The following is a 25,604-nucleotide window of genomic DNA, read 5'->3' as shown; positions in this document are numbered from 1 at the left end:
ACATGCAAAACATTACTACTTCCTGGTTCGTCCAGGGGATGATAAAAGCCACTTCTGATGCGTGGCTGAAAGGCTGGGACGAGCGTAACGGCGGTAACCTGACGCTGCGTCTTGATGAAGCAGATATCGCGCCATTTAGCGCCGATTTCCACGAAAAACCACGCTATATCGCGCTGAGTCAGCCGATGCCGCTGCTGGCGAATACGCCGTTTATCGTCACCGGTTCGGGGAAATTTTTCCGCAACGTCCAGCTCGATCCAGCAGCCAATTTGGGCGTGGTGAAAATCGACAGCGACGGTGCGGGCTACCACATCCTCTGGGGCCTGACTCACGAGGCTGTACCGACCTCTGAACTGCCGGCTCACTTCCTCTCTCACTGCGAACGCATTAAAGCGACGAACGGTAAAGACCGCGTGATCATGCACTGCCATGCCACCAACCTGATCGCTCTGACCTACGTGCTGGAAAACAACACCGCGCTGATTACCCGCAAGCTGTGGGAAGGCAGCACCGAGTGCCTGGTGGTGTTCCCGGATGGCGTTGGTATTCTGCCGTGGATGGTGCCAGGTACAGATGAAATTGGTCAGGCGACCGCCGAGGAAATGCAGAAACACTCGCTGGTACTGTGGCCATTCCACGGCGTGTTCGGCAGTGGACCCACCCTCGACGAAGCGTTCGGTTTGATCGATACCGCAGAGAAATCCGCTGAGGTTCTGGTCAAGATTTACTCGATGGGCGGTATGAAGCAGACCATTACGCGTGAAGAGCTGATCGCACTTGGCAAACGCTTCGGCGTGACGCCGCTGGCCAGCGCCATAGAGCTGTACTGATACCTCCCCACTCAACGCCGGATGCAGCTTCGCCTTATCCGGCCTACATGACGGTGCGCATTTCACCGTAGGCCCGATAAGCGTAGCGCCATCGGGCACCAGGGAATTTTTTTAAGGAGAATAGTGATGAGCTTTATGTTGGCACTGCCAAAAATTAGCCTGCATGGCGCCGGCGCGATTGCCGATATGGCGAACCTCGTGGCGAATAAACAATGGGGCAAAGCGCTGATCGTCACCGATGGTCAACTGGTAAAGCTGGGCCTGCTGGATAGCCTGTTTGCCGCGCTGGATGAACATCAGATGTCTTACCACCTGTTTGATGAGGTGTTTCCAAACCCGACGGAAGAGCTGGTGCAGAAAGGTTTCGCGGCGTATCAGGACGCCAAATGTGACTACATTATTGCCTTCGGTGGCGGTAGCCCGATCGATACGGCTAAAGCGGTGAAGATCCTGACCGCCAACCCCGGCCCTTCTACTGCTTACTCCGGCGTAGGCAAAGTGAAAAATGCGGGTGTACCGCTGGTCGCCATCAATACCACCGCCGGTACGGCAGCAGAGATGACCAGCAACGCGGTCATTATCGACTCTGCCCGTAAGGTCAAAGAGGTGATCATCGACCCGAATATCATCCCGGATATCGCCGTGGATGACGCCAGCGTCATGCTGGACATCCCGGCATCCGTCACCGCCGCAACCGGTATGGACGCCTTAACCCACGCGGTGGAAGCCTATGTTTCCGTTGGTGCGCATCCGCTCACCGACGCTAACGCGCTGGAAGCGATTCGCCTGATCAACCTGTGGCTACCAAAAGCGGTCGACGACGGTCATAATCTCGACGCTCGTGAGCAAATGGCGTTTGGTCAGTATCTGGCGGGGATGGCCTTTAACAGCGCTGGTCTCGGTCTGGTGCATGCGCTGGCGCACCAGCCGGGCGCAACCCATAATCTGCCACACGGCGTCTGCAACGCCATCCTGCTGCCGGTAATCGAAAACTTTAACCGTCCAAACGCCGTGGCGCGCTTTGCCCGCGTAGCGCAGGCGATGGGCGTCGATACCCGTGACATGAGCGATGAAGCGGCAAGTATGGAGGCCATCAACGCGATTCGTGCACTCAGCAAGCGTGTCGGTATTCCTGCGGGCTTTAGTTCACTTGGCGTGACGAAAGAGGATATTGAGGGCTGGCTGGATAAAGCGTTGGCCGATCCGTGTGCGCCGTGCAACCCGCGCACCGCCAGCCGCGACGAGGTCCGCGAGCTGTATCTGGAGGCGTTATGATTCGCAAGGCCTTTATAATGCAGGTGAATGCCGACGCGCACGTTGAGTACCAGCGTCGGCACAATCCCATCTGGCCAGAACTGGAAGCGGTGCTGAAAGCACACGGCGCCCATCACTACGCGATTTATCTCGATCAGGCGCGCAATCTGCTGTTCGCCACCGTTGAGATTGAGTCCGAAGAACGCTGGAATGCCATTGCCAGCACCGACGTTTGCCAACGTTGGTGGAAGCATATGCGCGACGTAATGCCGGCCAACCCAGACAACAGCCCGGTCAGCGCAGAGCTAAAAGAAGTGTTTTATTTGCAGTAGTCTTGTAGGCCGGATAAGGCGCTAACGCGCCGCATCCGGCACAACGCAACATAACAGTTAGTTCTGCTCAGAAACCAGAATCGCCTGGGTGTCAGGCTCCAGCGCTTTAAAGATATGCGCCTGGTCAGCGGGGTAACAAATATAGTCGCCCTCGCCTAACTCCTCCGGTGCTTCCGTCAATCCCACCATCGCCTTACCCTGCGTCACGATGATGTGTTCAACCGATCCCGGCGGATGCGGCTGTGAAATCCGATCCGCACCCGGCTGCGTCAGCAGCAGATAGATATCCCGCCGTGCCCCCGGTGGGCAGGCGGCCAGTAAAATGGCCTGATAGTGGGCCTGCTCAGCCACAACTTTTGTTCCTTCGCCGCGGCGAATCACCTGCGTTTTTTGTTCCTGCGGCTCCAGCAGGCGCGCAAAGGGAATATCCAACGCCACACACAGCGACCAGAGCGTTTCCAGGCTAGGATTGCCATTGCCCGCTTCCAATTGCGAGAGTGTCGATTTTGCAATCCCTGCGCGACGGGCAATCTCTGCCAATGACAAACCGGTGCGCTGACGTTCACGCACCAGGCTTTTCGCGATCATACTGATGGGCTGGGTCATTCACGACTCCATGTTCTTTATATCGAACGAATCGTTCGACTTGTAATATTAACTGGTCGCGTTCATTATAATGGAAATTCGTTCGATATGGCTAAAATGGTATGAAACATTATTTTTCCAGTCTCAAAGGCGACACAATAAAAGCAATATTTTTAGTCTGTCTGGCCGTCGGCGTAGTCGGCATGTCATACGGCTCGCTGGCAATGGCCTACGGCTTCCCGCTGTGGGTACCGTTTGTGCTCTCTATTACCGTGCTGGCGGGTGCATCCGAGTTTATGTTTATCGGCATCGTCGCCAGCGGCGGTAACCCACTGGCGGCTGCGGCTGCCGGTTTACTGGTCAACACCCGACACATCCCGTTTGGCGTCACGGTGCGCGATCTTGTGGGCTCCCGGGCTGCGAGTTTCCTCGGCTGTCATATCATGAACGACGAAAGCGTAGTATTCGGCCTGTCGCAAAAAACACCCGAACAACGTAAAGCAGCCTATTGGCTGTGCGGTCTGGGCGTCGCTATTTTCTGGCCTGTTGGCACACTGATCGGCGCGGGCGTCGGCAAACTGCTCCCCGCCCCGGAAACCATCGGTCTGGATGCCGTCTTCCCTGCAATTTTATTGGCCTTAGTGGTCCCGGCCTTTAAAAACCGCACCACACTGATTCGCGCCTGTAGCGGTGCCGGGTTGTCGCTTGCCGCCATCCCCTTTGCGCCGGTCGGTTTACCGGTTTTGCTCTCACTGTTTGGCTTACTGACGAGGAAAAAATAATGGGCAACATGACGCTGTTTATCGTCGGTATCGCCATCTTATCTCTGGGAACCTATTTAATGCGTTTAGGCGGAGCGAAGCTTGGGAGTCGTTTAGCGTTCTCGGAACGCTCGCAGGCGCTGCTTTCCGACGCCGCAACGGTACTACTGTTCTCCGTTGCGCTGGCGACCACCTTTTACGAAGGCGAACACTTTGCCGGTATGGCGCGGGTTCTTGGGGTTGGCTTCGCGGTATTTCTCGCCTGGCGCAAGCTGCCGCTAATCGTGGTGATCGTTGCCGCCGCGGTGGTGACCGCATTGTTAAGGATGGCGGGAATACACTAAAAAAATAATTACCCTGGCGAAATATTCATCAGGGTAATCGCCTGTAGCGTTGTGTGTTTTACCCCACAAAACCACGCGCTAACTCGGCCCCAAATTGTCATTCCACGCTGACATATTGCCGCTCATCTCTTCGCCATCTCGCCGTTAGAATCAAATCAAATAGTTTTAACGGAGCCCCCCACATGACAACCCTTACAGCTAACTGCATTGACCTGAATATTCAGGGGAATAGCGTGTATGCCATCCTCAAGCAACTGGCAGATATGGCGTTTCAGAATGGCTATGTCTCCGATCGCAGCATTTTCCTGCAAACGCTATTGCTGCGCGAAAAGCTGCATTCCACCGGCTTTGGCTCGGGTATTGCCGTCCCGCACGGTAAGAGCGCCTGCATCAGGCAGCCCTTTGTGTTGTTCGCGCGCAAGTCAGAAAACGTGGACTGGAAAGCCAGCGACGGCGAGGACGTCAACTGCTGGATCTGCCTCGGCGTGCCACAAACCGGCGAGGACGATCAGGTCAAAATCATCGGCACCCTGTGCCGCAAAATCATTCATCAGGATTTCATCGATCAACTGAAGCAAGGTGACGCCAGCCAGGTGCTCGCCCTGCTTAATCAGACCTTAACCTCATAAGGACGCGGCTATGGAGTCATCCTTACGTTTAGTGGCGATCACCAACTGTCCGGCGGGGATCGCCCACACTTATATGGTGGCAGAGGCGCTGGAGCAAAAAGCGCGCTCGCTCGGCCACACGATTAAAGTCGAAACCCAGGGCTCAAGCGGCGTCGAAAACCGCCTGAGCAATGAAGAGATTGCCGCTGCCGATTATGTCATTCTGGCCACCGGTCGCGGCCTGAGCGGCGAAGACCGGGCACGTTTTGCCGGGAAAAAAGTCTATGAAATCGCCATTTCCCAGGCGCTAAAAAATATCGACCTGATTTTTACACAGTTACCGACGCATTCCCAACTTTTCGCCGCCGATAGCAGCGTGAAACTGGGAAAACAGGAGGTCCAGCACGGTAGCGTAATGAGCCACCTGATGGCGGGCGTTTCCGCCGCGCTGCCGTTTGTTATCGGCGGCGGTATTCTGGTCGCCATCGCCAATATGCTGGTGCAGTTCGGTTTGCCCTATACCGATATGTCGAAAGGCGCGCCGTCGTTCACCTGGATTGTTGAATCGATCGGCTATCTGGGCTTTACCTTTATGATCCCGATTATGGGGGCATATATTGCCTGGTCGATTGCCGATAAACCCGCTTTTGCCCCAGCATTTCTGGTGTGTTATCTGGCGAACGATAAAGGCCTGCTGGGTACGCAGTCCGGCGCAGGATTTCTCGGCGCGGTCGTACTCGGGCTGGCAATTGGCTACTTTGTCCTTTGGTTTCGCAAGGTTCGCCTCGGCAAAGCGCTACAGCCACTGCTTGGTTCTATGCTGATCCCGTTTGTCACTTTACTGGTGTTCGGCGTACTGACTTACTACGTCATCGGCCCGGTGATGTCCGACATCATGGGCGGTCTGCTGCACTTCCTGAACACCATTCCTCCATCCATGAAAATGGGCGCGGCCTTCCTCGTTGGTGCGATGCTGGCATTTGATATGGGCGGGCCAATCAATAAAACGGCCTGGTTCTTCTGCTTCTCACTGCTGGAAAAACATATCTATGACTGGTACGCCATCGTCGGCGTGGTGGCGCTGATGCCGCCCGTCGCGGCGGGAATCGCTACCTATTTAGCGCCTAAACTGTTTACGCAACAGGAGAAGGCCGCCGCCAGCAGTGCGATTGTCGTCGGCGCCACCGTCGCTACCGAGCCGGCCATCCCCTACGCACTGGCCGCGCCGCTGCCGATGATTACCGCCAATACGCTCTCCGGTGGCGTTACCGGCATGCTGGTTATCGCCTTTGGAATCAAACGCCTCGCGCCGGGTTTAGGTATCTTTGATCCGCTGATTGGCCTGATGTCTCCGGCGGGATCATTTTACCTGGTGCTGGCTATCGGTCTGGCACTGAACATTTCGTTAATTATTATCCTGAAAGGGTTGTGGCTGAAACGTAAAGCCGCGCAGCAGGAGCTTGCCCATGAACATTGAGTTACTTCAGCAGTTATGCGAAGCCAGCGCCGTCAGCGGCGATGAACAGGAAGTTCGTACTCTTCTCATTAACGCGCTGGAATCCAGCGTCGATGAAATCACCTTCGACGGCCTCGGTAGCTTTGTCGCCCGCAAAGGCAACCGCGGGCCGAAGGTGGCGGTTGTCGGCCATATGGATGAAGTCGGCTTTATGGTCACGCATATCGACGAGAGCGGATTTTTGCGCTTCACCACCATTGGTGGTTGGTGGAGCCAGTCGATGCTGAACCACCGGGTCACCATTCGCACACGCAAGGGATTTAAAATCCCTGGTATTATCGGCTCCGTCGCTCCGCACGCGTTGACGGAAAAGCAGAAACAGCAGCCGCTGACCTTTGACGAGATGTTTATCGATATTGGCGCTAACAGCCACGAAGAAGTAGAAAAATACGGGATTGCGATCGGTGACTTCATTAGCCCGGAAGCCAATTTCGCTCGCTGGGGCGAAGATAAGATCGTCGGTAAAGCGTTGGATAACCGCGTCGGCTGCGCGCTGATGGCTGAGCTGTTACAAACCGTCGATAACCCTGACATTACCCTGTACGGCGTGGGCAGCGTGGAAGAAGAGGTCGGGCTGCGCGGAGCGCAAACCTCGGCCGAGCATATCAAGCCCGACGTGGTGATAGTGCTGGATACCGCAGTTGCGGGCGATGTGCCCGGAATCGACGCCATCAAATACCCGCTCAAGCTTGGCGATGGCCCTGGCCTGATGCTGTTCGATAAGCGCTATTTTCCCAATCAACAGCTGGTCGCCGCGTTAAAAGCGTGTGCCAAAAACAGCGATGCGCCTTTGCAGTTCTGCACCATGAAAACCGGGGCGACGGACGGCGGACGCTATAACGTTATGGGAGGGGGTCGTCCGGTGGCGGCACTCTGCCTGCCGACACGCTATCTCCACGCCAACAGCGGCATGATTTCCGCAGCAGATTACGACGCGCTGTTTACGCTGGTGCGCGAGCTGCTGAGCTCGCTGACGGCAGAAAAAGTGAAATCCTTCACCGACTTTCTCCAGGTGAATTAATGTTATCGGAACGCCAGTTAAAAATTGTGGATATTCTTGAACAGCAGCCGTGTCCGTTGGGCGAGCTGGCGCGACAAACTGGCGTTTCGAGTCGAACCATCCTGCGTGATATTGATTACCTCAATTTTACCCTCAGCGGTAAGGCTCGTATTCAGCCTGGCGGCAACGCGGGTTATCAACTGGATATCGTCGACAGACGCGGTTATTTTCAGCTTCTGCAACGCCATGATAATGATGACCGGTTGCTGGCCTTTCTTCTGCTTAATACCTTTACACCCCGCGTACAGCTGGCTTCAGCACTCAATTTACCTGAAACCTGGGTGGCAGATCGTCTCCCGCGTTTGAAACAGCGCTATGAGCGCGCCTTTTGTCTTGCCAGCCGCCCGGGCGTCGGTCATTTCATTGATGAACCAGAAGAAAAACGCATAATCCTGCTGGCAAATCTGCTTAAAAAAGATCCACTCTTAATTCCACTGCCAGGTATTACCCGAGACAACATCGACAGGCTCAACACTGCATGTGAAAAACTTGATGAATTCCCGTTCATCTCGGGAGAGTACCTGGCAAGTCTGGTGCTGGCAGTCTACGCCCTGCGTAATCAGCTCACCGGATCGTGGCCGGAGTGTCGGTATATATCACTGAAAAATGCGGTGGAACAAGGAGGAGTCTACCTTGGCGAAAACGCTTTCAGAACCCTGATCGGTCTTCTGGAAATCAGGCAACGTCAGGCAATGACCATCTCGGCCGATGCGGTGACCTGCTTGTTAAAAAGCGTTCCCGGCATTGCCGCGTTGAACGTTATCGATGCCCAACTGGTTGAAAATATTACTGGCCACCTGTTGAGATGCGTCTCTGCCCCGGTTTGGGTACCGGAGCATCGCCAGAGCAGTATGCATAACCTGAAGTCTACCTGGCCTGCCGCTTTCGATTTGAGTTTGCGTTTTATCGCCCTGTTGCGCGAAAAACTGGATATCCCGTTGTTCGATAGCGATCTCATCGGGCTTTACTTCGCCTGTGCGCTGGAGCGGCATCAAAACGAGCGTCAGCCGGTCATTTTATTATCCGACCAGAATGCTATCGCCACCATCAACCAACAGGCTATTGAGCGGGATGTCCTGAATTGTCGGGTGATCATTGCGCGAAATACAAGTGAAGTCAGCGCCATCAGCGAAGAAGTCACCCCGCTGTTAATCGTCAACAATAGTCACTATCTGCTTGATGAATCTCTAAAAAACACCTTAACCATCAAGAATATTATCACCGCAGCGGGTACCGAGCAGATCAAACACTTCCTTGCGACGGCCTTTATCCGCCAGCAGCCCGAACGTTTCTTTTTACAGCAGGGCTGCTTCCATTACGCCAATATGAAGGCCGAAAGCTGGCAGAGCATCATCGGTCGGATCTGCGGCCAGCTTGTGGCCCAGGGCCATATCACTGAGGACGAAGCGCTACGCATTTGCGCCCGGGAGCATGAAGGTGAAAACTTGATAGTGAATCGCCTGGCGATTCCTCATTGCTGGAGCGAACAGGAGCGTCGTTTCCGCGGTTTCTTTATCACCCTCGCACAGCCCATTTTGGTGAATAACGAACCCGTCAGTCATGTCCTGATCGCCTGTGCCGCCGCCGAGGCGCGGCATGAACTAAAAATCTTCAGTTATTTATCCAGCGTACTGAGCAGCCATCAGGCTGATACTATTGCGGGATTGACCGGATATGAAGCGTTTATTGCATTGCTCAGGCAGTAAATATCCGAAATGAAAAAAGCGCCTCAAGGGCGCTCTTTCGACAGTACTGAGGTATCTTATTTCAGCAGTTCAGCAGTCATGTGCACGCGGTTACCGGTGTAAGCCTGAGTGATTTTATAATCGCTGGCGCCTGCACGTTCAGCCTGGGCGGCAATTTTTGCTTCAGCACTTTCCAGCGTAGAACCGGTTGCAGTAACTGTCTGAGCAGCGAAAGAACCGAAAGAAGTAGCCAGAGCGATAACTGCGACAAAAGTTTTGATGCTTTTCATGATATAAACCCTTTAACTTAGTTGTTTGAGTAAGGCACCGTGCCTTGATGTGATAAATAATAGCCCTCACATCGCACAACTAAAAGCGGAAGGATTTGCCAGTCTTATTCAAATTATTTGAGAGATAAAGTGTCACGTAATCAGGAATCACAATGGCTTGCTGGCAGCCGTAGAAAAACGCAACCGGCAGGTAGTTGGTTACTTCGTCAAGGTGAACCACAAAGTAAAATTCATCTTTTGCATCATGGTGTTGCTCGTGCGGTTTATCACGCGGACAACGGCATTGAAAGGGTTAAAGAATTCTACTTTGCCGGAGAATACTGCTTTCTGTACCTGAACTGGCTAACTAACACGCCTGCCGATTACAGTCTGCAAATGATCGCCGCTGGAAAAACCACTGAAATCCCCTTGGCGTTGCTGGATGCACCGGAAAATCAGGAGATTAAGACCCAGCTACTGGTCCAGCAATTGATCTACAAAGAGAAAAAAGAGCAAATGCTGCTGCTCAATACCCCAGAGCAACGCTACCAGTACGTACAAACACACTTCCCGGACTGGGAGTCGCAGCTCACTCAGCGTGATCTCGCCAACTATATCGGCATTACCCCCGTTAGCCTGTCCCGTATTCGCCAGCGTCTTAACAAAGGTTAACGCCTTACGTTGATGCGTCGATTATTGTCCCGTCACTCTTTAATCGATGGCGACCACAATGAACGCATTTCTTCTCTCTCAGATGCTGGCTGGCATCAGCTTCTTACTGGATATTTCCGCTTTTCATTTTCAACGCCGGGCTATCACTTTAACGCTGCTCACCGGCTCTACTTCCCTGTTAGCTATCCATTTCTATCTTTTGGATCAACACGCTGCGGCTGGGCTAATGATCATTGCCGCTTGCCGCTATGCGACGGCCATCATCACGTTTCACCGCTGGGTGATGTGGGGATATATGCTGGGATCGCTGCTGTGTAGCATTGATCTTTGGCAAAATCTGTCGAGTATTTTGCCGCTGATGGGAAGCCTGTTGATGACTTTTGCGTCGTTTCAAAAACGCAGCGGAAAATTACGGGGATACACATTGTGCGGAAGCCTGTGTTGGCTACTGAACAATGTGATTGTTGGCTCGCCGGTTGCCGTAATCATGGAACTAGCATTTTCAGGCAGTATTCTGGCCGCCTGGTGGCGTCACTGCGCGACCAGACGCTGTGGATGCGTATAAATCGTCGCCCTGCCCGGTTTGCAAAAACCCACCAGCGTCAGGTTACAGCGCTCGGCAACTTCTACCGCCAGCGTTGTCGCGGCAGACACAGCAAACAGAATCTCCACGCCGCACATCGCCGACTTCTGCACCATCTCGTAGCTGGCCCGGCTGGAGACTAATACCGCGCCCTGTTGCCAAGTTTCCCCTTCGATTGCGCGTCGCCCCAGTAGTTTATCCAGCGCAACATGACGCCCAACATCTTCATGCCCGCCCGCCAGATGACCTGACGGCTGTACCCAGGCAGCCGCGTGCGTGCAGCCTGTCAGTTGCCCCACGGGTTGAAAATCATTGAGATGGCGTAAAGCGTGATCGAGATTCGCCAGATCGAATGTCTGGGTAAACGGCAGCGGCTGGACTGGCTTGCCAATGTCATTGAGCTGCTCCACGCCACAAACGCCGCAACCGGTGCGACCGGCCAGCGCGCGACGACGTTCCTTCAGCCCCATAAATCGGCGACTGGACAGCTCAACCTGCACTTCTAATCCGTTACAGGAAGGAACCACTTCCATTGCGTAGATATCCTGCGGGCGCTCAATAATGCCTTCAGAAAGTGAAAAGCCCATCGCAAAGTGCTCAAGATCTTTCGGTGACGCCATCATCACCACGTGCGAAATCCCGTTGTAAACCAGCGCAACCGGTACTTCCTCAGCGACGACATCCGGCTGAGGATGTTGCAAATCCTCGCGTTTCCAGAGGGTCAGCTGGCGCGATCCTGTCAAAGTCGTCACATTTTTGATGTTTTCTCGAATAATCTTATTCACTTTCTTTTAACCATATTGGAACACGCATACCAACATTGTGGTATTCTTTACAAACCCCTCCTGGAGGGAGGGAAATTCACCCAATTCTGGACCTTTGCGGTCCCGTCCGCAAAGAAAAATAACAACCACTTCCCTCACGCTCGAGTAACGGAAAAGTGAAGGGAACGTGACAATGTCGAAAAAGGAGCAAACCATGCAGGTCAGCAGAAGGCAGTTCTTTAAGATCTGCGCTGGCGGTATGGCAGGCACCACGGCAGCGGCACTGGGTTTTGCACCCGGCGTAGCGCTCGCGGAAACACGGCAATATAAACTGCTGCGTACCCGCGAAACCCGTAACACCTGCACTTACTGTTCCGTTGGCTGTGGACTGTTAATGTACAGTCTCGGTGACGGAGCAAAAAACGCCAAAGCATCCATCTTCCATATCGAAGGGGACCCGGATCACCCGGTTAACCGTGGCGCGCTGTGCCCGAAAGGGGCAGGACTTGTGGACTTCATCCACTCCGAAAGTCGCCTGAAATTCCCGGAATACCGCGCACCAGGCTCTGATAAGTGGCAACAGATTAGCTGGGATGAGGCATTTGACCGCATCGCTAAACTGATGAAAGAAGATCGCGACGCAAACTACGTTGCACAAAACGCCGAAGGTGTAACCGTTAACCGCTGGCTTTCCACCGGGATGCTGTGTGCTTCCGCTTCCAGTAACGAAACCGGCTATTTAACGCAAAAATTCTCCCGCGCGCTCGGTATGCTCGCGGTCGATAACCAGGCACGCGTCTGACACGGACCAACGGTAGCAAGTCTTGCTCCAACATTTGGTCGCGGTGCGATGACCAACCACTGGGTCGACATTAAAAACGCCAACCTCGTTGTGGTGATGGGCGGTAACGCCGCTGAAGCTCACCCGGTCGGATTCCGCTGGGCGATGGAAGCTAAAATTCACAACGGCGCGAAGCTGATTGTGATCGATCCGCGCTTTACGCGAACCGCAGCGGTGGCTGATTTCTATGCGCCGATTCGTTCCGGTACTGACATTGCTTTCCTGTCAGGCGTCTTGCTGTACCTGCTGAACAACGAAAAATTCAACCGCGAATACACTGAGGCCTATACCAACGCCAGCCTGATCGTGCGTGAGGATTACGGTTTCGAAGATGGCCTGTTCACTGGCTACGACGCGGACAAACGCAAGTATGACAAAACCAGCTGGAACTACGAGCTGGATGAAAAAGGCTTCGCCAAACGCGATGTCACCCTGCAACACCCGCGCTGCGTGTGGAACCTGCTGAAACAGCACGTCTCCCGCTACACGCCGGACGTTGTAGAAAATATCTGCGGTACGCCAAAGGCTGACTTCCTGAAGGTCTGTGAGTACATCGCAGAAACCAGTGCCAAAGATAAAACCGCGTCGTTCCTGTACGCCCTTGGCTGGACACAACACTCCGTAGGTGCGCAGAACATCCGTACCATGGCGATGATCCAGTTGCTGCTTGGCAACATGGGGATGGCCGGCGGCGGTGTTAACGCCCTGCGCGGTCACTCCAACATTCAGGGTCTGACCGACTTAGGCCTGCTGTCACAAAGCCTGCCGGGCTATATGACGCTGCCGAGCGAAAAACAGACTGACCTGCAAACCTACCTTGCCGCCAACACGCCAAAACCGTTGCTGGAAGGTCAGGTGAACTACTGGGGCAACTACCCGAAATTCTTCGTCTCGATGATGAAAGCCTTCTTTGGTGATAAGGCGACAGCGGAAAACAGCTGGGGCTTCGACTTGCTGCCGAAGTGGGACAAAGGGTACGACGTGCTGCAGTACTTCGAGATGATGAACCAGGGCAAAGTGAATGGCTATATCTGCCAGGGCTTTAACCCGGTCGCGTCATTCCCAAATAAAAACAAGGTCGTGGCTTCACTGTCCAAACTGAAATTCCTGGTCACCATCGACCCGCTCAACACCGAAACGTCTACCTTCTGGCAGAACCACGGTGAGTCGAACGATGTGGATCCGTCGAAAATCCAGACCGAAGTATTCCGTCTGCCGTCCACCTGCTTCGCCGAAGAGAACGGTTCTATCGTTAACTCCGGTCGCTGGCTGCAGTGGCACTGGAAAGGCGCGGATGCCCCGGGGATTGCCGTTACCGATGGTGAAATCCTCGCCGGTATCTTCCTGCGCATGCGCAAGATGTATGCCGAGCAGGGTGGCGCGAACCCGGAACAGGTGCTGAGCATGACCTGGAACTACTCCACACCACACGAACCGGCTTCGGAAGAAGTGGCGATGGAGAGCAACGGTAAAGCGTTGGCCGACATTATCGACCCGGCAACAGGTGCAGTCATCGTTAAGAAAGGCCAACAGCTTAGCTCGTTCGCCCAACTGCGTGACGACGGCACCACTTCCAGCGGCTGTTGGATTTTTGCCGGTAGCTGGACGCCGGAAGGCAACCAGATGGCACGTCGCGATAACGCCGACCCATCAGGCCTTGGCAACACGCTGGGCTGGGCATGGGCGTGGCCGCTCAACCGACGCATTCTGTATAACCGCGCTTCCGCTGATCCGCAGGGGAATCCGTGGGATCCAAAACGTCAGATCCTGAAATGGGATGGGGCGAAATGGAGCGGGATGGATATTCCGGACTACAGCGCCGCCGCACCTGGCAGCAACGTTGGGCCGTTCATCATGCAACCGGAAGGGATGGGACGCCTGTTTGCTATCGATAAGATGGCGGAAGGTCCGTTCCCGGAACACTACGAGCCGTTTGAAACGCCGCTGGGGACTAACCCGCTGCACCCGAACGTTATCTCTAACCCTGCCGCGCGCATCTTTAAAGGTGACGCGGAAGCACTGGGTAAAGCAGATAAATTCCCGTACGTCGGTACGACCTATCGTCTGACCGAGCACTTCCACTACTGGACCAAGCATGCGCTGCTCAATGCCATCGCACAGCCGGAACAGTTTGTGGAAATTGGCGAGAAGCTGGCGAATAAACTCGGTATCTCTCATGGCGATACCGTCAAAGTCTCCTCTAACCGCGGCTACATTAAAGCCAAAGCAGTGGTGACTAAACGTATTCGCACGCTGAAGGCCAACGGTCAGGATATCGACACCATCGGTATTCCGATTCACTGGGGCTACGAAGGTGTGGCGAAAAAAGGCTTTATCGCTAACACGTTAACGCCATTCGTCGGTGATGCGAACACGCAGACGCCGGAATTTAAGTCCTTCCTCGTGAACGTGGAAAAGGTGTAACGGAGACGACCTATGGCTTATCAATCGCAAGACATCATTCGTCGTTCCGCCACTAACGGTTTCACCCCCGCGCCTCAGGCGCGGGACCATCAGGAAGAGGTGGCGAAGCTTATCGACGTCACCACCTGTATCGGCTGTAAAGCCTGTCAGGTGGCGTGTTCTGAATGGAACGACATCCGTGATGAAGTGGGCAACAACGTTGGGGTGTACGACAACCCGGCTGATTTGACCGCTAAATCCTGGACGGTAATGCGCTTCTCGGAAGTGGAACAGAACGACAAACTGGAGTGGCTTATCCGCAAGGATGGCTGTATGCACTGTGCCGATCCGGGCTGCCTGAAGGCGTGTCCGGCTGAAGGCGCAATCATTCAGTATGCCAACGGTATCGTCGACTTCCAGTCCGAGCAGTGCATCGGCTGTGGCTACTGTATCGCAGGCTGTCCGTTCGACGTGCCGCGCCTCAACCCGGAAGACAATCGCGTCTACAAATGTACGCTGTGCGTTGACCGTGTCGTGGTCGGGCAAGAACCGGCCTGCGTGAAAACCTGCCCAACCGGCGCGATTCATTTCGGTACTAAAGAGTCGATGAAAACGCTGGCAGGCGAGCGTGTGGCGGAGCTGAAAACGCGTGGTTACGAAAACGCGGGTCTGTACGATCCGGCAGGCGTTGGCGGTACGCACGTCATGTACGTATTGCACCATGCTGACAAGCCGAATCTGTATCATGGCCTGCCGGAGAACCCGGAAATCAGCGCCACCGTGAAATTCTGGAAAGGCATCTGGAAACCTCTCGCAGCCGTCGGCTTTGCAGCGACATTTGCGGCCAGTATCTTCCACTACGTCGGTGTAGGCCCGAACCGCGCGGAAGAGGAAGAAGACAACCTGCATGAAGAAAAAGACGAGGTGCGCAAATGAAACGACGTGACACCATCGTGCGCTACACGGCGCCGGAACGCATCAACCACTGGATCACTGCCTTCTGCTTCATTCTGGCGGCAGTGAGCGGGATGGGCTTTCTCTTCCCGTCTTTTAACTGGCTGATGCACATCATGGGCACTCCGCAACTGGCGCGAATTGTGCACCCGTTTGTCGGCGTGATCATGTTTGCCTCGTTTATCATCATGTTTTTCCGTTACTGGCACCACAATCTAATCAATCGGGATGATATCTTTTGGGCGAAGAATATTCGTAAGATTGTCGTCAACGAGGAAGTAGGTGACACGGGACGTTATAACTTCGGCCAGAAATGCGTATTCTGGGCGGCGATTATCTTCCTGGTCCTGTTGCTGGTGAGCGGAGTGGTCATCTGGCGTCCGTATTTTGCACCTGCTTTCTCAATCCCGGTGATCCGATTCGCGTTAATGCTGCATTCATTTGCCGCAGTAGCGCTAATTGTGGTTATCATGGTGCACATTTACGCCGCCCTTTGGGTGAAAGGCACCATTACCGCGATGGTGGAAGGATGGGTTACCAGCTCATGGGCGAAGAAACATCACCCGCGCTGGTACCGTGAAGTCCGCCAGAAACAGGAAAAGTCATCTGAATGAGTATTCGCATAATCCCGCAAGATGAGCTGGAGAAGAGCGAGAAACGCACGGCGGATATGATTCCGCCGTTATTATTCCCCAGACTCAAAAATTTGTATAACCGCCGTGCTGAGCGCCTGCGCGAGTTGGCCGAGAACAACCCGCTGGGCGACTACCTGCGCTTTGCCGCGCTGATCGCCCACGCGCAGGAAGTGGTGCTGTACGACCATCCGCTGCAGATGGATCTGACCGCGCGTATCAAAGAAGCGAACGATCAGGGCAAACCGCCGCTGGATATCCACGTCCTGCCACGCGACAAGCACTGGCAAAAGCTGCTGCAGTCGTTGATTGCTGAGCTGAAGCCAGAGATGAGCGGTCCCGCGTTAGCGGTGATCGAGAATCTGGAAAAAGCCTCAGAGCAAGAACTGGAGCTGATGGCCAGCGCGCTGTTTGCCTCTGATTTTGCCTCCGTCAGCAGCGACAAAGCACCGTTCATTTGGGCTGCCCTGTCGCTCTACTGGGCGCAGATGGCAAGCCTGATCCCCGGCAAAGCCCGTGCGGAATACGGTGAACAGCGTCAGTACTGCCCGGTGTGTGGTTCAATGCCGGTCTCCAGCATGGTGCAAATCGGTACCACCCAGGGTCTGCGTTATCTGCACTGTAACCTGTGCGAAACCGAGTGGCACGTGGTGCGCGTGAAGTGCAGCAACTGCGAGCAGAGCCGTGATTTGAACTACTGGTCACTGGATAACGAACAGGCGGCAATCAAAGCTGAAAGCTGCGGCGACTGCGGGACATACCTGAAGATTCTCTATCAGGAAAAAGACCCGAAAGTCGAAGCCGTGGCCGACGATCTCGCTTCACTGATGCTGGACGCGCACATGGAGCAAGAGGGCTTTGCCCGCAGCTCCATCAACCCGTTCCTGTTCCCGGGTGAAGGGGAGTAAGTTCTTCGCACTACCGGGCGGCGTAAGTCGCCCGGGTTATAATGTATACGGGGTGACCACACCGGATAGGCCTGCAAAATCCTTAGTATTTCGCGTAACCAGCGTAAGACGATGAATCTGTGCTGTTGCCAAAATAATGGCATCCGGCAATTTCATCCCATATTCCTGTCTGATACTCACGCTTCGTTCAGCAATATCCTGTGAAACGCCGATCACGTTAAAAGCACCTAGCGCAACACGAGTACGGGCTTCCTGATGGTATTTTTTTGCACCCACCATCACCTCCATCCATGTAATGAGGCTGATTGCATTCTGCGGCGGCCATGTTTCTATCGCTAGTTTTGCTTCATTTCTCCCACTAAACAGATCGATGAGGATGTTGGTATCAAAAAGCGCGGATCCTTTGACCATTACCATTCCTCACGGAGTTTACGCTGGTATTCAACACCATCTTCCTCACAGCCTTGCCACAGCCCAAGAGCACGTGAAATTGTGGTTTCAGCCTGATCCTGCCTCTCAAGATACTGTTCAACGGCCTCCCGTAAAAGTTCTGCTCGCGGCAGGTTGCGCTGCACCTTGAGATCATCAAGACGTTTAATCACTTCATCTGATAAATCGAGTAAAATTCTGCCCATATCCATCCCAGCCATCATACTCATATATACCTCCAGTATATCATCAGCGATTAATTTCCACACAACATACACCTGAAAAAAGCGAGAAAATAGCCTCCACGCGAACGATTTTTACTTTTGCGAGCCGCTTTCCAGATTCATTCCCACCCCTATTTTTCCCATTTTCATTCTTAGTAATCCAGGTTATAAACCTGTATATCCATACAGATAAGAGTATTTAAAAATGGCACTGGAAAGCGGGATTGCGCAGTTAGTTGAGGCATTTATCGCGGCGGGACGCCCTTCTTCCCGTGAGCAGAATATTGATGACCGGAGAGCGGCCTATATTACCAGTACGGCGCTGGCCGGAGAAACTGAAACCCGCGTACAGGTTGAAGATATTGAACTCGATGCCATGGCATTTCGCGTTATTTCGCCGCGGGGCAGCACGGGAAATCTCCCCTGCGTTATCTATTATCACGGTGGCTGCTTTGTCAGCGGTGGATTTGCCACACATGATAACCAGCTAAGGCAACTCGCCTGGTACAGCGGCTGTCGGGTCATTGCGGTGCAGTATCGCCTCGCACCAGAGCATACCTTCCCGGCAGCACATAACGATGCTGAAACCGGGGCCAACATTATCTGGAAGTATGCCCAGAAACTGGGGGTAGACCGGGACAATATTACGCTTGCTGGCGACAGCGCAGGTGGACACCTGGCGCTAGTCACCGCACTACGCCTGAAAGCGGCCAGGCAATGGCAACCTGCACAGCTTATGCTGATCTACCCGATGCTGGACGCAACCGCCAGCTTTGCGAGCTATGACCATAATGGACGGGATTACATTATCACTCGCGATACACTGCTTTCGGGCTACGAAATGTATATGCCGAAAACCGATCCATTACATCCCGAAGTCAGCCCACTCTGGCGCAAAGACTTCAACGGTTTACCGCCCACGCACATCATTACTGCCGAATTCGACCCACTTCGAGATGAGGGTGAAGCCCTGTATCAACGGTTCCTGGAGCAAGGCGTGGAGTGCTCTTGCCAACGCTATCTCGGCGTCATCCACGGTTTTTTCCAGTTGGCAGGGGTGAGCCCGGCGGCACGAAATGTGATGCGAGATGTGGCCTGGCGGCTTGGCCAATAAGGATGTTCATGAGTTCTGAAATTAAGGAAGGTACCCGTCAATACAATCATCGACAGCATGCGATTTTTATCAAAATGCGGATTATGGCATTTTCATAATCCGCATTTTACATCAGCAAATGAACCCAACATTACATTTTAGCCAGAGGACCTACTCTTCCTCGTTACCGCCTTCTTCATATGCGCCAAACGGTTTCGCAGGTAGCACAATGTAAGTACCTTCAAACACGACGCCCGGTGTGTCATCGCCAAACACCCCGACCTGCATCTGAACGCGCGCCTTGCGACCTCTTGCCAGGCGGTCGAGGTCACCGCTCAACGACCCTAGATCGGCAATAGCAGTTGGTTTCCCGGTGATCGGCCTGCTGTATCGGATATGCGCGTCGGCCAGGATTATTGTCCCACCCAGATGACGCTCGCGCAGCATCAGCCAGATAAGTCCCCAGCCCGTTAGCGTAGCCAGTGAAAACAGGCTACCGGCAAACAGGGTATGGTGCGGATTCTGATTGCCTGTCTCGGGCATCGTGGTGATAAATTTCTGCCCAGTGTACTGCTGAATGCGTACGCCCATTTTCTCACTCAATGGAATATGTTCGTACCAGGCTTGTTGTAACTGTCCGCACCAGTCACCGCGATGGAGAATATCGTCCAGCGTCGCAATGGGCTTAATCATCAAAAAGTGGCGCACCGGCGTGGTTTGCGGCGTGGTGATTTCCCCCTGGCTCACAAAACCGAGCTTGGCGAAAAATTCGACCGCATCTTCACGGGCACTACAGGTTACGCGTTTGACCCCTTCCTGACGCGCCACAGACTCCAGAGTCATCGCCATCAGCGTGCCCAACCCTTTCTCTTGCACGGAAGGGTCTACGGCCATAAAGCGTATGGAAGCTTCATTATCCGCATTGATATACAGACGCCCTACCGCAACCAGATTCCCCTCTTCGTCCACCACCATCTGGTGATGCGCCATCGCGTCCCAGGCATCCCGTTCGGAGCCTTTTGGCTGGTGCAATGGTTTACGCAGCATCTCCCAGCGAAACTGGTAGTAACGCTCCAATTCTTCTTCTGTTTGCGGTACTCGAAGGTGATACATAGTCGTATTCTCTCTTGTTGTCCGCGGCCATACCGGTAGCTGGTTCATACTTGTAACCAGAACGTCACCGGGCCATCATTAACCAGTGAAACCTGCATATCCGCAGCGAATCGACCGGTTTGCGTATTCATTTCCTGTTGGCGGCAACGCTCAACAAAGTATTCATACAGCGCTTCTGCATGCTCGGGCGCTGCGCCTTTCGAAAACCCCGGGCGCATGCCACGCTCGGTATCTGCCGCCAGCGTAAACTGTGAAACCACCAGCACGCTGCCGCCTGACTGCTGCACGTTGAGGTTCATTTTACCTTCGGCATCGCTAAAGATTCGATAACCGAGTACACGCTCGCACAGGCGATTCGCTTTCTGTTCGTCATCATCCCTTTCGACACCTAACAGGACCAAAAGTCCTGGGCCAATTTCACCCGTCACCTCGCCCTCCACGGTGACGCTGGCACGGGTTACGCGCTGAATTAATGCAATCATGGTTGCTCTGCTTCTTCTTCTTTTGCGGCTTGTTTAAGTTTGCGATATTCCCCGAGAGTGACAGTTATTTCCGCGCCTAGCAAGACGATACACCAGGTCCAGTATACCCAGACAAATAAAATGGGGATCACCGCCAGAACACCGTAAATGAGCTGATAAGACGGGAACATCGTGATATAGAGCGCAAATCCTTTCTTTCCGGCTTCGAACAACACAGCAGCCACAAAGGCACCAATAACCGCATCACGGTTGGGTACACGCGTAGTCGGTACAATGCTGTAAAGCAGCCAGAACGAGAGCCAGGAAAGCACCAGCGGGAAAATACGCAGGACGTTATCAATCACCGTGTTGAGATCGCTGGCCCAGCGCAATGACAACAGATAAGAGCTGATCGCCAGACTGGCCCCCGCCAACAGCGGCCCCAGCGTTAAAATCATCCAGTAGACGGCGAAAGAGTAAACTTTAGGGCGAGTACGCTTACTGCGCCAGATAGTATTCAACGCATTATCAATGGCATACATCAACAATAACGCTGTGACAATCAGCCCGCATGCCCCGACTGCCGTCATTTTGTTCGAGTTGGCGACAAACTGTTCGATATAACGTTGAATGACGTCTCCCGTTGCCGGGATAAAGTTTGCGAAAATAAAATGACGTAACTGGACACTGACGTCGGAAAACATCGGAAATGCGGCGAAAAGCGCAAATACGACGGCAATAAGCGGCACTAATGAGAGCAACGAAACGTAGGCAAGATTCCCTGCCAGCGTCGTCATATTGTCCTCATCAATCCGCTGCCATAATAGCTTCAGCCAGTCTCGTACAGGACGCGTATGATGCCTGGCTTGCTGCTGAACATTTTTTAGCATAACAACGTCGCGAAATAGTCAGGAATGGTCTTTTTATCGACGACCTGGATACTGGTGATCCCTAACCGGTTAGCCCCTTCAATATTATCGGCGTTATCGTCAAAAAAGACCGCATCGTGCGCAGAAAAACCTTCAGACTGCAGGACGTGCTGGTAAATCCGCGCTTCCGGTTTACGCATGCCCAGGTCCTGGGAAAGGTAAATATGGTCAGCAGCCTGACGGATCTCGGGATATTCATCCGGCCAAAACGTGGTGTGCAGGCGGTTAGTATTCGACAAGACGACCACCCGATGTCCCTGCTCACGCAGCTTTTGCATGATGTCGATGACCTCAGGGCGCAAGGCGACAAAAACGGCCTGCCAGCCGTGAGAGAACTGCTCGTAACTTAGCGGCAGCGCCATCTCATGACATAGCGCCTCGGCAAAGGCTTCATCCGTTATTTCGCCTCGCTCGTGCTGGTGAAAAGCCTCCCCCATGGTGAAACTTTGCTTTAGCGAAGCCAGCGGTACACGACTTAGATCGCTCCATGTGCCCAACACGCGGTTGAAGTCGATATCGACAATCACATTACCCAAATCAAAGATATAGAGCATGCCCTTCTCCTTATTCGCCGTGGATGAATAACTGTAGCGGGAAAGGAGAAGTTTGACTATGCGAGAGTGATGGCTGCGAAGTTATCGGGCCATCATTGGGAAGAATTACACGGCCAGAGCATCATCCTGTGAAGGACTCACCTGCACAATTTCAACCTGCTGTGACTGGAGTAAATTGTGCAATGCCGGACCTGGGTATTCATCAGTAAACAGCGCAGTCACCTGAGACACGTTACCAATTTCTACCGCGGCAGAAGCCGTATATTTCGTATGATCCGCTGCCAGCAGAATGTGTCTTGAATGGGACATCATCGTTTTCACTACGCTGGCTTCATTGACATCAAACTCCAGCAGCGCGCCATCATTTTCGATCGCGCCAACGCTGGTAACCAGGTAGTCGGCCCGAAAATCAGCCACAAATGCTGAAGCAGAAGGGCCAATGATGCCGCTGTTGTGCGGGCGTAACGTTCCACCTGGTACCATAACTTCAAAACGTGGGTTGTTATACAGAATGTGCGCCACGCGTAGGCTGTTGGTAATAATGCGCAAATGATTATGGTTTAACAGCGCGCGGGCCACCTGCTCAACGGTGGTGCCAATGGTAATAAACACCGTTGATCCATCGGGAATGTAGTCAGCCACCGCTTCCGCGATGGCCTTCTTCTCTTCCGTCCAGGAAACTTCACGCTGCTCAAACGCCGTATTCACCACGCTGGAGGCTCTGCCCGCGCCACCATGATGACGCGTAATTAATCCCTGCTCGCTGAGTTTACGAATATCACGACGCACAGTTTGCGTGGACACGTCCAGCAGGCTCGCCAGCTCGTCGATATTCATATAACCGCGCTCGCTAATCAGCATAAGCAGTTGATCGTGTCGCGGATTACCGGTCAGTTCGGTAAGACTCATGAAATTTCCTCGAAAAACCATTGCCCTGGCATTTTATACAAAAAGTGACAGAAAAGATCGGGTTTGATCACAGTCAGGGATTCCGGACCTTCCTCCAAGGCGAGTGCATTTTAACGCAGCAACCCCACTGGCAAACCTGACGGCCTCTTCTGGAGCATCGCCGTCAGCCAGGCTGAATGCGAGCGCACCGTGGAAAACATCCCCAGCTCCCGTAGTATCCACAACATCGACTTTAAATCCAGATTGATGCTGCAACGTATTATTTTTTATCCAGTCACAGCCTTCGCTCCCTCGTGTCACATAGACATGACCATTTGTGAGCGTTTTTGCTTGTTTAAGTCCAGCTTCAGAATCATTTATCCCGGTTAAACGCGCCAGACCCGGTTCAGAGAACGCCGCATGATCGCTCAACGCCACCAGCTCGCTGATATCTTGTGGCGTGACGTCACCATCCAGTACCGTCATCACTCCCGCCCGACGCGCCAGCGTGAACGCCTGCCTGGCGCCTTCGTGCCAGCGAACATCCGCCAACACCACATCCCACTGGGAAAAATCGATCTCATTCAGCCAGGCAGCATCCGGCAGTAAATCCGGGCTGGGATAGTTAACGATAATCCGTTCTCCTTGCGCATCAACCATAATTGCCGATTGCGAAGACTTTGCCCCCGCATAGCGCCGGGTGTAGCGGGTGTTTACCCCCAGGGATTCCAGCTCCGCCAGCAGGCTATTTCCGGTGTCGTCATCGCCCACACGGCCAATAAAGTCCACCTGCGCGCCCAGCTTCGCTGCAGCCACTGCGGCCGTTGCAGCAGGCCCGCCGCCCACTTCCGTATAACGCTTCGCCACATACTTACCTCCTTCGGTTGGTAAACCTTCCACGTAATAGATGCGATCCATCACGGCAATACCTACACAAGCAATACGAATCATGGTCATTCCTTAGGCGTTTCAAGATGGGATCATTTTAATTTCACAAAATGTTTAAAAAGTGACGGCTGTCAATTTTTTGACCATAAATTACAAATACGATCAAAAACAGACAAAAACAAACGACCTTAAATGACAAAAAATGACATCCACGTCTCAGGAGAACGTTATGGCAGTTATAGCATTTATCGGATTAGGTCAGATGGGTTCACCCATGGCGAGCAACTTGCTGAAGCAGGGTCATCAACTCAGCGTCTTTGACGTTAACCCGGATGCCGTTCAGCGCCTGGTGGAAAAAGGAGCCCAACCTGCCAGCAGCCCGGCTCAGGCAGTAAAAGGGGCAGAATTTGTCATCACAATGCTGCCAAACGGCGATCTGGTGCGCAGCGTACTGTTCGGCGAGCAGGGTATCTGTGAAAGCCTTTCCCCACAGGCATTAGTGATTGATATGTCGACTATTCACCCACTGCAAACCGACAAACTGATCGCCGATATGCGTGACAAAGGCTTCGACATGATGGATTGCCCGGTTGGACGTACCTCCGATCACGCTATAGCGGGAACGCTGTTGCTGTTGGCAGGTGGAACGGCACAGCAGGTAGAACGCGCCACACCGGTTCTGATGGCGATGGGTAATGAATTGATCAACGCAGGCGGTCCCGGCATGGGCATTCGCGTCAAGCTCATCAACAACTACATGAGCATCGCGTTAAACGCCTTGTCTGCTGAAGCCGCCGTGTTGTGCGAAGCGCTCGGCCTCTCCTTCGATGTGGCCTTGCAAGTCATGAGCGGCACTCCCGCCGGGAAAGGCCACTTCACTACCTCCTGGCCGAACAAAGTGCTGAAAGGCGATCTTTCCCCGGCCTTCATGATCGATTTAGCTCACAAGGATCTTGGCATCGCGCTGGACGTTGCCAACCAACTACATGTGCCGATGCCGCTCGGTGCCGCCTCCCGCGAAGTCTATAACCAGGCACGCGCCGCTGGCCGTGGCCGGGAAGACTGGACGGCCATTCTTGAACAGGTTCGCGCATCCGCCGGGCTAAATAAACACACAGATAAGTAAGGACTGAACAATGACGAAGTACACCCTGAAAGATATCACCCGAGCTTCCGGCGGTTTTGCCATGCTGGCGGTCGATCAGCGCGAAGCCATGCGCTTAATGTTTGCCGCTGCGGGTGCAAAATCCCCGGTCAATGACAGCGTGCTGACCGATTTCAAAGTCAATGCGGCAAAGATCCTGTCCCCCTATGCCTCCGCCATTCTGGTCGATCAGCAGTTCTGCTACCGCCAGGTTGTAGAGCAAAACGCGGTAGCCAAAAGCTGCGCCATGATTGTGGCCGCTGATGAGTTTATTCCGGGTAACGGAATTCCGGTCGATAGCGTAGTGATTGATAAAAAAATCAACCCGCAGGCTGTGAAGCAAGATGGCGCCAAGGCTCTCAAATTGCTGGTGCTGTGGCGTAGCGATGAAGATGCCCAACAGCGTCTGGACATGGTGAAAGAATTCAATGAGTTATGCCATTCCAATGGGCTGCTGAGCATCATCGAGCCGGTTGTTCGCCCACCGCGTCGTGGCGATAAGTTCTGCCGTGAACAGGCCATCATCGATGCCGCGAAAGAGCTGGGCGACAGCGGTGCCGATCTCTACAAGGTCGAAATGCCGCTGTACGGCAAAGGAACCCAACAGGAATTGCTTAGCGCCTCTCAGCGCCTGAATGAAAACATCAACATGCCGTGGGTCATTCTCTCCTCTGGTGTGGATGAAAAACTGTTCCCACGCGCGGTCAGCGTAGCAATGACCGCAGGCGCATCCGGCTTCCTGGCCGGGCGTGCGGTCTGGTCATCCGTCGTGGGTCTGCCGGATACCGAACTGATGCTGCGTGATGTTTCCGCACCGAAGTTGCAGCGTCTGGGCGATATCGTCGACGAAATGATGGCCCGCCGCTAATAGAGGATCAAA

The 25,604-nt window shown here is 53.7% G+C and carries 29 protein-coding genes; 18 read left to right on the top strand and 11 right to left on the bottom strand.

Features of this window, described 5'->3' with window-relative positions:
- Positions 1–2 precede the first annotated feature (2 nt).
- From rhaD to rhaM, 3 genes are all read left to right on the top strand, one after another.
- Complete coding sequence (gene rhaD / locus C2U41_RS23235; protein ID WP_003847879.1) at positions 3–830, top strand: rhamnulose-1-phosphate aldolase; 828 nt, start codon at positions 3–5, stop codon at positions 828–830.
- Positions 831–956: 126 nt separating this feature from the next.
- Positions 957–2,105 (top strand): lactaldehyde reductase, encoded by a 1,149-nt coding sequence (gene fucO, locus C2U41_RS23230; RefSeq protein ID WP_003847880.1) that lies wholly within the window; start codon positions 957–959, stop codon positions 2,103–2,105.
- Positions 2,102–2,416 carry an L-rhamnose mutarotase gene (rhaM, locus tag C2U41_RS23225; protein WP_003847882.1) on the top strand — a complete coding sequence of 105 codons (315 nt, stop codon included), beginning with the start codon at positions 2,102–2,104 and terminating at the stop codon, positions 2,414–2,416. The genes fucO and rhaM overlap by 4 nt, the downstream gene beginning before the upstream one ends.
- A 57-nt stretch (positions 2,417–2,473) precedes the next feature.
- Here the strand turns inward: rhaM and C2U41_RS23220 are convergent, their stop codons facing one another.
- On the bottom strand, positions 2,474–3,022 hold the full coding sequence (locus C2U41_RS23220) for a helix-turn-helix domain-containing protein (protein ID WP_003028726.1): 549 nt from the start codon (positions 3,020–3,022) through the stop codon (positions 2,474–2,476).
- Positions 3,023–3,123: 101 nt separating this feature from the next.
- On the opposite strand from C2U41_RS23220, the gene C2U41_RS23215 reads away from it, so the two are divergent.
- From C2U41_RS23215 to C2U41_RS23190, 6 genes are all read left to right on the top strand, one after another.
- Positions 3,124–3,783: an AzlC family ABC transporter permease gene (locus tag C2U41_RS23215; protein WP_103848506.1), complete on the top strand. Its 660-nt coding sequence runs from the start codon at positions 3,124–3,126 to the stop codon at positions 3,781–3,783.
- Positions 3,783–4,106 (top strand): AzlD domain-containing protein, encoded by a 324-nt coding sequence (locus C2U41_RS23210; RefSeq protein ID WP_003847885.1) that lies wholly within the window; start codon positions 3,783–3,785, stop codon positions 4,104–4,106. Before C2U41_RS23215 ends, C2U41_RS23210 begins: the two co-directional genes overlap by 1 nt.
- Positions 4,107–4,288: 182 nt before the next feature.
- Positions 4,289–4,735, top strand: coding sequence for a PTS fructose transporter subunit IIA (locus tag C2U41_RS23205; RefSeq protein ID WP_003847887.1), 447 nt, complete (start codon positions 4,289–4,291; stop codon positions 4,733–4,735).
- Positions 4,736–4,745: 10 nt separating this feature from the next.
- A complete protein-coding gene (locus tag C2U41_RS23200) occupies positions 4,746–6,191 on the top strand; it encodes a PTS fructose-like transporter subunit IIBC (protein ID WP_003847888.1) in 1,446 nt (481 codons plus the stop codon).
- Positions 6,181–7,251: an aminopeptidase gene (locus tag C2U41_RS23195; protein ID WP_003847889.1), complete on the top strand. Its 1,071-nt coding sequence runs from the start codon at positions 6,181–6,183 to the stop codon at positions 7,249–7,251. Before C2U41_RS23200 ends, C2U41_RS23195 begins: the two co-directional genes overlap by 11 nt.
- Positions 7,251–8,996, top strand: a complete 1,746-nt coding sequence (locus tag C2U41_RS23190) for a putative frv operon regulatory protein (protein WP_003847892.1) — start codon at positions 7,251–7,253, stop codon at positions 8,994–8,996. The genes C2U41_RS23195 and C2U41_RS23190 overlap by 1 nt, the downstream gene beginning before the upstream one ends.
- A gap of 56 nt (positions 8,997–9,052) precedes the next feature.
- On the opposite strand, the gene C2U41_RS23185 is transcribed toward C2U41_RS23190, so the two are convergent.
- Positions 9,053–9,265, bottom strand: coding sequence for a DUF1471 domain-containing protein (locus C2U41_RS23185; RefSeq protein WP_003825262.1), 213 nt, complete (start codon positions 9,263–9,265; stop codon positions 9,053–9,055).
- Between the two features lie 129 nt (positions 9,266–9,394).
- On the opposite strand from C2U41_RS23185, the gene C2U41_RS23180 reads away from it, so the two are divergent.
- Together C2U41_RS23180 and C2U41_RS23175 are read left to right on the top strand one after the other, a co-directional pair.
- A complete protein-coding gene (locus C2U41_RS23180) occupies positions 9,395–9,916 on the top strand; it encodes a Crp/Fnr family transcriptional regulator (RefSeq protein ID WP_046671348.1) in 522 nt (173 codons plus the stop codon).
- 58 nt (positions 9,917–9,974) lie between these two features.
- Complete coding sequence (locus C2U41_RS23175; protein ID WP_071697864.1) at positions 9,975–10,481, top strand: YgjV family protein; 507 nt, start codon at positions 9,975–9,977, stop codon at positions 10,479–10,481.
- Here C2U41_RS23175 and fdhD read toward each other — a convergent pair.
- A complete protein-coding gene (gene fdhD, locus C2U41_RS23170) occupies positions 10,448–11,284 on the bottom strand; it encodes a formate dehydrogenase accessory sulfurtransferase FdhD (RefSeq protein ID WP_071696218.1) in 837 nt (278 codons plus the stop codon). The two genes, C2U41_RS23175 and fdhD, sit on opposite strands and share 34 nt — an antisense overlap.
- A gap of 193 nt (positions 11,285–11,477) precedes the next feature.
- On the opposite strand from fdhD, the gene fdnG reads away from it, so the two are divergent.
- From fdnG to fdhE, 4 genes are read left to right on the top strand one after another with little or no spacing between them, the layout of a single operon-like run.
- On the top strand, positions 11,478–14,528 hold the full coding sequence (gene fdnG / locus C2U41_RS23160) for a formate dehydrogenase-N subunit alpha (RefSeq protein ID WP_085952512.1): 3,051 nt from the start codon (positions 11,478–11,480) through the stop codon (positions 14,526–14,528).
- Between the two features lie 12 nt (positions 14,529–14,540).
- Complete coding sequence (gene fdoH / locus C2U41_RS23155; RefSeq protein ID WP_003028691.1) at positions 14,541–15,443, top strand: formate dehydrogenase O subunit beta; 903 nt, start codon at positions 14,541–14,543, stop codon at positions 15,441–15,443.
- On the top strand, positions 15,440–16,075 hold the full coding sequence (fdoI, locus tag C2U41_RS23150) for a formate dehydrogenase cytochrome b556 subunit (protein ID WP_003028686.1): 636 nt from the start codon (positions 15,440–15,442) through the stop codon (positions 16,073–16,075). The genes fdoH and fdoI overlap by 4 nt, the downstream gene beginning before the upstream one ends.
- The gene (gene fdhE / locus C2U41_RS23145) at positions 16,072–17,001 is read left to right on the top strand and encodes a formate dehydrogenase accessory protein FdhE (RefSeq protein ID WP_003028685.1); all 930 of its coding nucleotides are present in this window, start codon (positions 16,072–16,074) and stop codon (positions 16,999–17,001) included. The genes fdoI and fdhE overlap by 4 nt, the downstream gene beginning before the upstream one ends.
- A 36-nt stretch (positions 17,002–17,037) precedes the next feature.
- On the opposite strand, the gene C2U41_RS23140 is transcribed toward fdhE, so the two are convergent.
- Positions 17,038–17,412, bottom strand: a complete 375-nt coding sequence (locus C2U41_RS23140) for a type II toxin-antitoxin system VapC family toxin (protein WP_003028682.1) — start codon at positions 17,410–17,412, stop codon at positions 17,038–17,040.
- Positions 17,412–17,654, bottom strand: coding sequence for a CopG family transcriptional regulator (locus tag C2U41_RS23135; RefSeq protein WP_043018956.1), 243 nt, complete (start codon positions 17,652–17,654; stop codon positions 17,412–17,414). The genes C2U41_RS23140 and C2U41_RS23135 overlap by 1 nt, the downstream gene beginning before the upstream one ends.
- A 205-nt stretch (positions 17,655–17,859) precedes the next feature.
- On the opposite strand from C2U41_RS23135, the gene C2U41_RS23130 reads away from it, so the two are divergent.
- On the top strand, positions 17,860–18,768 hold the full coding sequence (locus C2U41_RS23130; RefSeq protein WP_103848505.1) for an alpha/beta hydrolase: 909 nt from the start codon (positions 17,860–17,862) through the stop codon (positions 18,766–18,768).
- A gap of 150 nt (positions 18,769–18,918) precedes the next feature.
- Here the strand turns inward: C2U41_RS23130 and fabY are convergent, their stop codons facing one another.
- The 6 genes from fabY to C2U41_RS23095 all read right to left on the bottom strand — a co-directional run bounded on the left by fabY (position 18,919) and on the right by C2U41_RS23095 (position 23,643).
- Complete coding sequence (fabY, locus tag C2U41_RS23120) at positions 18,919–19,860, bottom strand: fatty acid biosynthesis protein FabY (protein WP_003825286.1); 942 nt, start codon at positions 19,858–19,860, stop codon at positions 18,919–18,921.
- 44 nt (positions 19,861–19,904) lie between these two features.
- Positions 19,905–20,342, bottom strand: coding sequence for a D-aminoacyl-tRNA deacylase (dtd, locus tag C2U41_RS23115; RefSeq protein WP_003840439.1), 438 nt, complete (start codon positions 20,340–20,342; stop codon positions 19,905–19,907).
- Complete coding sequence (locus C2U41_RS23110; RefSeq protein ID WP_003028669.1) at positions 20,339–21,211, bottom strand: virulence factor BrkB family protein; 873 nt, start codon at positions 21,209–21,211, stop codon at positions 20,339–20,341. The genes dtd and C2U41_RS23110 overlap by 4 nt, the downstream gene beginning before the upstream one ends.
- Entirely contained in the window at positions 21,205–21,804 is a 600-nt protein-coding gene (yihX, locus tag C2U41_RS23105; RefSeq protein ID WP_016151258.1) for a glucose-1-phosphatase, read from the bottom strand. Before yihX ends, C2U41_RS23110 begins: the two co-directional genes overlap by 7 nt.
- Before the next feature lie 105 nt (positions 21,805–21,909).
- Complete coding sequence (locus tag C2U41_RS23100; protein WP_032950678.1) at positions 21,910–22,713, bottom strand: DeoR/GlpR family DNA-binding transcription regulator; 804 nt, start codon at positions 22,711–22,713, stop codon at positions 21,910–21,912.
- A 33-nt stretch (positions 22,714–22,746) separates the two neighbouring features.
- The gene (locus C2U41_RS23095) at positions 22,747–23,643 is read right to left on the bottom strand and encodes a sugar kinase (RefSeq protein WP_103848504.1); all 897 of its coding nucleotides are present in this window, start codon (positions 23,641–23,643) and stop codon (positions 22,747–22,749) included.
- 166 nt (positions 23,644–23,809) lie between these two features.
- Between C2U41_RS23095 and yihU the strand changes: the two genes are divergently transcribed.
- Positions 23,810–24,706: a sulfolactaldehyde 3-reductase gene (gene yihU, locus C2U41_RS23090; protein WP_008323155.1), complete on the top strand. Its 897-nt coding sequence runs from the start codon at positions 23,810–23,812 to the stop codon at positions 24,704–24,706.
- A 10-nt stretch (positions 24,707–24,716) separates the two neighbouring features.
- On the top strand, positions 24,717–25,592 hold the full coding sequence (gene yihT, locus C2U41_RS23085) for a sulfofructosephosphate aldolase (RefSeq protein ID WP_003028656.1): 876 nt from the start codon (positions 24,717–24,719) through the stop codon (positions 25,590–25,592).
- Positions 25,593–25,604: the final 12 nt, after the last annotated feature.

Source organism: Citrobacter freundii complex sp. CFNIH4, from assembly GCF_002934505.1.
Taxonomy (GTDB): Bacteria; Pseudomonadota; Gammaproteobacteria; order Enterobacterales; family Enterobacteriaceae; genus Citrobacter; species Citrobacter freundii.
Note: the sequence above shows the minus strand (reverse complement) of the source record. Positions and strands in the feature narration are given on the sequence as shown.

Bases quoted from the DNA above. Each gene is read 5' to 3' on its own strand.
- rhaD (WP_003847879.1), top strand. From the start codon at position 3: ATGCAAAACATTACTACTTCCTGGTTCGTCCAGGGGATGATAAAAGCC.
- fucO (WP_003847880.1), top strand. From the start codon at position 957: ATGAGCTTTATGTTGGCACTGCCAAAAATTAGCCTGCATGGCGCCGGC.
- rhaM (WP_003847882.1), top strand. From the start codon at position 2,102: ATGATTCGCAAGGCCTTTATAATGCAGGTGAATGCCGACGCGCACGTT.
- C2U41_RS23220 (WP_003028726.1), bottom strand. From the start codon at position 3,022: ATGACCCAGCCCATCAGTATGATCGCGAAAAGCCTGGTGCGTGAACGT.
- C2U41_RS23215 (WP_103848506.1), top strand. From the start codon at position 3,124: ATGAAACATTATTTTTCCAGTCTCAAAGGCGACACAATAAAAGCAATA.
- C2U41_RS23210 (WP_003847885.1), top strand. From the start codon at position 3,783: ATGGGCAACATGACGCTGTTTATCGTCGGTATCGCCATCTTATCTCTG.
- C2U41_RS23205 (WP_003847887.1), top strand. From the start codon at position 4,289: ATGACAACCCTTACAGCTAACTGCATTGACCTGAATATTCAGGGGAAT.
- C2U41_RS23200 (WP_003847888.1), top strand. From the start codon at position 4,746: ATGGAGTCATCCTTACGTTTAGTGGCGATCACCAACTGTCCGGCGGGG.
- C2U41_RS23195 (WP_003847889.1), top strand. From the start codon at position 6,181: ATGAACATTGAGTTACTTCAGCAGTTATGCGAAGCCAGCGCCGTCAGC.
- C2U41_RS23190 (WP_003847892.1), top strand. From the start codon at position 7,251: ATGTTATCGGAACGCCAGTTAAAAATTGTGGATATTCTTGAACAGCAG.
- C2U41_RS23185 (WP_003825262.1), bottom strand. From the start codon at position 9,265: ATGAAAAGCATCAAAACTTTTGTCGCAGTTATCGCTCTGGCTACTTCT.
- C2U41_RS23175 (WP_071697864.1), top strand. From the start codon at position 9,975: ATGAACGCATTTCTTCTCTCTCAGATGCTGGCTGGCATCAGCTTCTTA.
- fdoH (WP_003028691.1), top strand. From the start codon at position 14,541: ATGGCTTATCAATCGCAAGACATCATTCGTCGTTCCGCCACTAACGGT.
- fdoI (WP_003028686.1), top strand. From the start codon at position 15,440: ATGAAACGACGTGACACCATCGTGCGCTACACGGCGCCGGAACGCATC.
- fdhE (WP_003028685.1), top strand. From the start codon at position 16,072: ATGAGTATTCGCATAATCCCGCAAGATGAGCTGGAGAAGAGCGAGAAA.
- C2U41_RS23140 (WP_003028682.1), bottom strand. From the start codon at position 17,412: ATGGTCAAAGGATCCGCGCTTTTTGATACCAACATCCTCATCGATCTG.
- C2U41_RS23135 (WP_043018956.1), bottom strand. From the start codon at position 17,654: ATGATGGCTGGGATGGATATGGGCAGAATTTTACTCGATTTATCAGAT.
- C2U41_RS23130 (WP_103848505.1), top strand. From the start codon at position 17,860: ATGGCACTGGAAAGCGGGATTGCGCAGTTAGTTGAGGCATTTATCGCG.
- fabY (WP_003825286.1), bottom strand. From the start codon at position 19,860: ATGTATCACCTTCGAGTACCGCAAACAGAAGAAGAATTGGAGCGTTAC.
- dtd (WP_003840439.1), bottom strand. From the start codon at position 20,342: ATGATTGCATTAATTCAGCGCGTAACCCGTGCCAGCGTCACCGTGGAG.
- C2U41_RS23110 (WP_003028669.1), bottom strand. From the start codon at position 21,211: ATGCTAAAAAATGTTCAGCAGCAAGCCAGGCATCATACGCGTCCTGTA.
- yihX (WP_016151258.1), bottom strand. From the start codon at position 21,804: ATGCTCTATATCTTTGATTTGGGTAATGTGATTGTCGATATCGACTTC.
- C2U41_RS23100 (WP_032950678.1), bottom strand. From the start codon at position 22,713: ATGAGTCTTACCGAACTGACCGGTAATCCGCGACACGATCAACTGCTT.
- C2U41_RS23095 (WP_103848504.1), bottom strand. From the start codon at position 23,643: ATGATTCGTATTGCTTGTGTAGGTATTGCCGTGATGGATCGCATCTAT.
- yihU (WP_008323155.1), top strand. From the start codon at position 23,810: ATGGCAGTTATAGCATTTATCGGATTAGGTCAGATGGGTTCACCCATG.
- yihT (WP_003028656.1), top strand. From the start codon at position 24,717: ATGACGAAGTACACCCTGAAAGATATCACCCGAGCTTCCGGCGGTTTT.